Source organism: Corallococcus sp. CA041A (assembly GCF_003612075.1).
GTDB lineage: Bacteria > Myxococcota > Myxococcia > Myxococcales > Myxococcaceae > Corallococcus > Corallococcus exiguus.
Map to the genome: position 1 here is coordinate 1 of NZ_RAWF01000431.1, position 4,721 is coordinate 4,721.

Here is a 4,721-nt window from a genome sequence, read left to right on the forward strand (position 1 = left end):
CCCACCAACTTCCCCGGGCGGGATCCGGAAGCAGGCGTGCCCCCCGAGTCGGGCCCCCCTGTCGGCCAGGGAGCGGTTCGCGGCAAGAACTCGTGAGGCAGCCGACCGAGCACTGCTCGGAAACTTCCCAAGCCTTGTGCCCGCCCGATAGGATGTGGCGGTTTTCACTGCACTTTTTGCTGGGTGAAGGGCTTCATGGAGCGTCGCGTCCTCATCGTCGAAAGCCAGAACGACTTCGCACTCAGCATGGCCTCCGTGCTCAAGAGCGCGGGCTACAACACGGCCATGGCCACCACTGCGTCAGACGCGCAGCGGGAATTGGAGAAGCGCCGACCGGACCTCGTCGTCGTGCGCGCGGAGCTGCCGGACCAGTCCGGCTTCGCCCTCTGTGGGCAGATCAAGAAGGGCAAGTGGGGCCAGAACCTCAAGGTCCTCCTGCTCTCCTCCGACTCCGGCGTGGAGGGTCTGAACAAACACCGTGAGACGCCGGCCGCCGCGGACGGCTACCTCGTCATCCCGTTCGAGATGGGCGAGCTGGCCTCCATGAGCGCGGGCATCGTTCCGCCCGGCTCCGACGACTCGGACGCGGACCTGGACGCCGCGCTCTCCGGCGCCCCGCGTGAAGCCCCGCCGCCCATGCCCGGCGTGCGCACGGGCGCTCCGCCCAAGCTGCCCAAGCGCGAGCGCCGCAGCGCCATGACGGACGAGGACAAGGCCTTCATGGACCGGGCCTTCTCGTCCATCGCGGACCGCAAGGCGGAGCTGCTGGCGGAGTCGCGTCAGCTCAAGCGCCCGCCCCCGCGCCGCGAGCTGATGGGCACGCCCGAGGGCAAGGTCCAGATCCTCCGGGACGAGCTGAAGACGCGTGAAGCCCAGCTCGCGCGCCTGTCGGAAATCTGGAGCGTCCGCGAGCGCGAGCTGCTCTCCGTCGAGGACCGCCTCCACGAGAAGGACGTGGAGCTGCAGGGCCTGAAGATGCAGGTGGACGACCTGCTGCGGCGCTTCAACGACGCGCAGCAGTCCATCGTCCAGAAGGAGCGCGAGCACGGCGCCACCGTCGACGACCTGCTCCTCCAGAAGTTCTCCTCGGAGAAGGACCTCATCGAGGTCGTCGCCTCCAAGGAAAAGGACATCAACGTCCTGCGCAAGGAGGTCAACCTCCGCGACGAGGAGCTGTCCCGGCGCGGCGCGGACCTGGAGAGCTGGCGCAACGAGTTCGACAAGCTGGAGAAGCACCTCGGCGTCGTCACGCTGGAGTTCGAGGTCAAGGAGCAGAAGCTCCAGGACACCGTCCGCGCCAACGAGGCGGACATCCTCCAGCTGCGCGAGCGCGGCGACCAGTTCGAGTCCGAGCTGTCCCGCACCGTCAGCGAGCGCGACCAGCGCTACGCCGAACTGGACGGCGAGCTGCAGGCCCTCCAGGAGCGGCTGACGCAGACGGAGCAGGAGCGCGACGCCACCGTGCGCGGCCTGGAGGCCCGGTCCACCACGGCGGAGGAGCACGCCAGCCGCTCGGACGCGGAGATTGAGCGCCTCAACGCCGAGCGCGCCGCCCTGGAGCAGCGCCTCACGCAGCAGGTGGCGGACCTGGAGTCCGACATCGCGCGCGTCACCGGCGAGCGCGACCAGCTCCGGCTGGACAAGGACGCCCTGGAGGCGGACCTCACGCAGCGCGTGGAGGAGCGGGACGGGAAGATCTCCGCGCTCGACCGCGAGCTGCAGGAGACCATCGCCCGCAACGAGAACAGCGAGGCGGAGCTCAACGCCACCATCCAGCAGCACCGCGAGCGCATCGGTGAGCTGGAAGGTGAAGTCGAGGCCGTCAAGACGCACCTGGAGGACCGCGAGAACGAGCTGACCGCGGAGATCCAGGCGCTGCAGCAGGCCAAGGACGCGCTGGAGCAGGACCTCACCAGCCAGCTGGAGGACCTGCGCGCGGCGAAGGACGCCCTGGAGGCGGACCTCAACGGCCAGATCCAGGCGCTCACCGAGCAGCTGGACGCTTCCCAGCGCCAGGGCGAACAGCTCTCCGCGCGAGTGGCCTCGCTCGAGGACACCGTCGCCCAGCGCGACGGCACCATCGAGGGCCTGCAGACGGACGTCGCCGACCGCGACGCGCGCATCTCCGAGCTGACCGGCAACCTGGAGGCCACGAGCCAGCAGCTCACCGAGACGCAGGGCACGCTCTCCAGCACGGAAGCCACCCTCGCGGAGACGCGCGGCGAGCTGGAAGCCACCAGCCAGCAGCTCTCCGAGACGCAGGGCACGCTCTCCAACACGGAGGCCACCCTCTCCGAGACGCGCGGCGAGCTGGAGGCCACCAGCCAGCAGCTCTCCGAGACGCAGACGCGCCTGGCGCAGACGGAGGAGACGCTCTCCACCACGCGCGGCGAGCTGGAGGCCACCAGCCAGACGCTGGCCACCACCGAGGCGACCCTCGCGGACACGCAGGGCACGCTGGCGCGCACGGAAGGGACGCTCGCCGACACGCAGGCCACCCTCTCCAGCACGGAAGGCACGCTGGCGGAGACGCGCGGCGAACTGGAGGCGACCAGCCAGACCCTGGCCGACACCCAGTCCCGGCTCGCGCAGACGGAGGAGACGCTCTCCACCACGCGCGGTGAGCTGGACGCCACCAGCCAGACCCTCTCCGACACGCAGGCCACGCTCTCCAGCACGGAGGGTACGCTCGCGGAGACCCGTGGCGAGCTGGAGGCCACCAGCCAGACGCTGACGGACACGCAGGCAAAGCTCGCGCAGACGGAAGGGACGCTCGCGTCCACCCAGGGCGAGCTGGAGGCCACCAGCCAGACGCTGGCCACCACCGAGGCGACGCTCGCCCAGACGCAGGACACGCTGGCGCGAACGGAAGGGACGCTCGCCGACACGCAGGCGACGCTCTCCAGCACGGAAGGCACGCTCGCGGAGACGCGCGGTGAGCTGGAGGCCACCAGCCAGACGCTGACGCAGACCCAGGAGACCCTGGAGTCGACGCGCGCCGACCTGGCGAAGGTCACCTCGCACCGCGACGAACTGGACGCGGAGCTCAACGAGACGCGCGACATCCTCCAGGAGACCAACGGCCTCCTCGCCCGCACCACCGAGGAGCGCGACGCGCGCATCGCGGACCTGCAGGCGCTCAACGCGGCGAAGGACTCGCTGGAGCAGGACCTCACCGGCCAGATTGGCCAGCTGCGCGCGGACCTGTCGGAGACGCAGGGCAGCTACGACGCGGAGCGCACCGCCCACGCGGCGCTCGCGGAAGAGACCACCGCGCGCATCAACGCCCTCACCGGCGAGCGCGACAACCTCTTCGCCGAGCTGAACACCACGTCGCAGCAGCTGGCCGACACGCAGGGCCAGCTCGCCAGCACCCAGGACGCGCTGGCCCGCGAGGAGCAGACCCACGCGCAGTCCCGCCAGGCCGCCGCCAGCACCCAGGCGGAGCTCACGCGCCAGCTCACCGAGGCCCAGGCCAACGGCGAGGACCTGGCCGAGCAGCTCATCGTCACCAAGCACGAGCTGGGCACGCGCGTGTCGGAAGTCACGCAGCTGTCCTCCAAGCTCGCGCAGACGGAGGACGCGCGGCACGACCTGGAGGACCGCCTCCAGACGCTCACCCACGAGTCGCAGCGCCGTGAGGAGCTCCTCCAGAACGAGGTCGACACCAAGGGCAAGGAGCTGTCGGACACGCTCCGCAAGCTCACGCACGTGACGCAGGAGAAGATGCGTCAGGCGGAGGTGCTCAACCGCGAGGTCTCCACCCGCACGGAGCACGTGAAGCAGCTGGAAGGCCAGCTGGAGCAGCAGGCCTCCGAGGCGAAGAAGCAGGCGGACGCGCTCAACCAGCAGGTCGCCAACGTCTCCGGCGAACTGGACGGGGCGCGCAAGGCCATCGCGGACCGCGACGCGCAGCTGCAGCAGGGCGCGCAGCAGCAGAAGAAGCTCACCAGCGAGCGCGACGGACTGGCCGGACAGCTCCAGCAGGCCCAGGCCCAGGCCCAGCAGCAGGCCCAGCAGGCCCAGGCCTCCGCCGCCGAGGCGAAGAAGCAGTCGGACGACCTGGCCGCGAAGCTCGCGAAGGCGGAGCAGCGCATCACGCAGCTGTCCCAGGAGGCCCAGAAGTTCGCCGCCGACACGGAGGCGAAGCTCAAGGAGGCCCAGGCCCAGGTGCAGACCCGCACCAAGAAGGCCCAGGACCTGGAGCTGGCGCTGGAGAACGCCCAGAGCACCCGCGCCCGCGCGGAGAAGGACCTCAACGCCCGCGTCGCCGCGGCGGAGACCAAGGCCAACGAGGCGGCCGCGAAGCTCGCCACGGCGCAGAAGGACCGCAAGGACCTGGAGGCCCGTCAGGCCAAGGAGCTGGAGGACCTCAACGCCAAGCAGAAGGCGGAGCTCGAGCGCCGCGAGGCCATCAAGGCGCAGGAAGTCGCCCGCCTCCAGACGTCCGTCCAGGAGAAGAGCAAGGCGCTCAAGGTCGCCGAGCTGGAGCTGGCCCGCTACAAGACCAAGGCTCCGGCCGCCGCTGCCGCGCCCGCCGCGAAGGCCAGCGCCAAGGCCACCGAGGAAGAGCACCTGGCCGCCACCGTCCAGGCGAACCCGGTCATCCCGGCCGCCGCCAAGCCCCCGGCCAAGGCCGCCGCCAAGCCCGCCGCGAAGAAGGCCGCTGCCGCGCCCACCCCCGTCCCCGTGGACGAGGAGGCCCCGGAGCGCACCATGGT

General features: G+C 70.7%; 1 protein-coding gene. It reads left to right on the top strand.

Features of this window, described 5'->3' with window-relative positions; genetic code table 11:
- Window positions 1-195: 195 nt before the first annotated feature.
- A partial coding sequence (locus D7V77_RS40380) for a response regulator (RefSeq protein WP_233597528.1) occupies window positions 196-4,721 on the top strand: 4,526 nt, incomplete at its 3' end.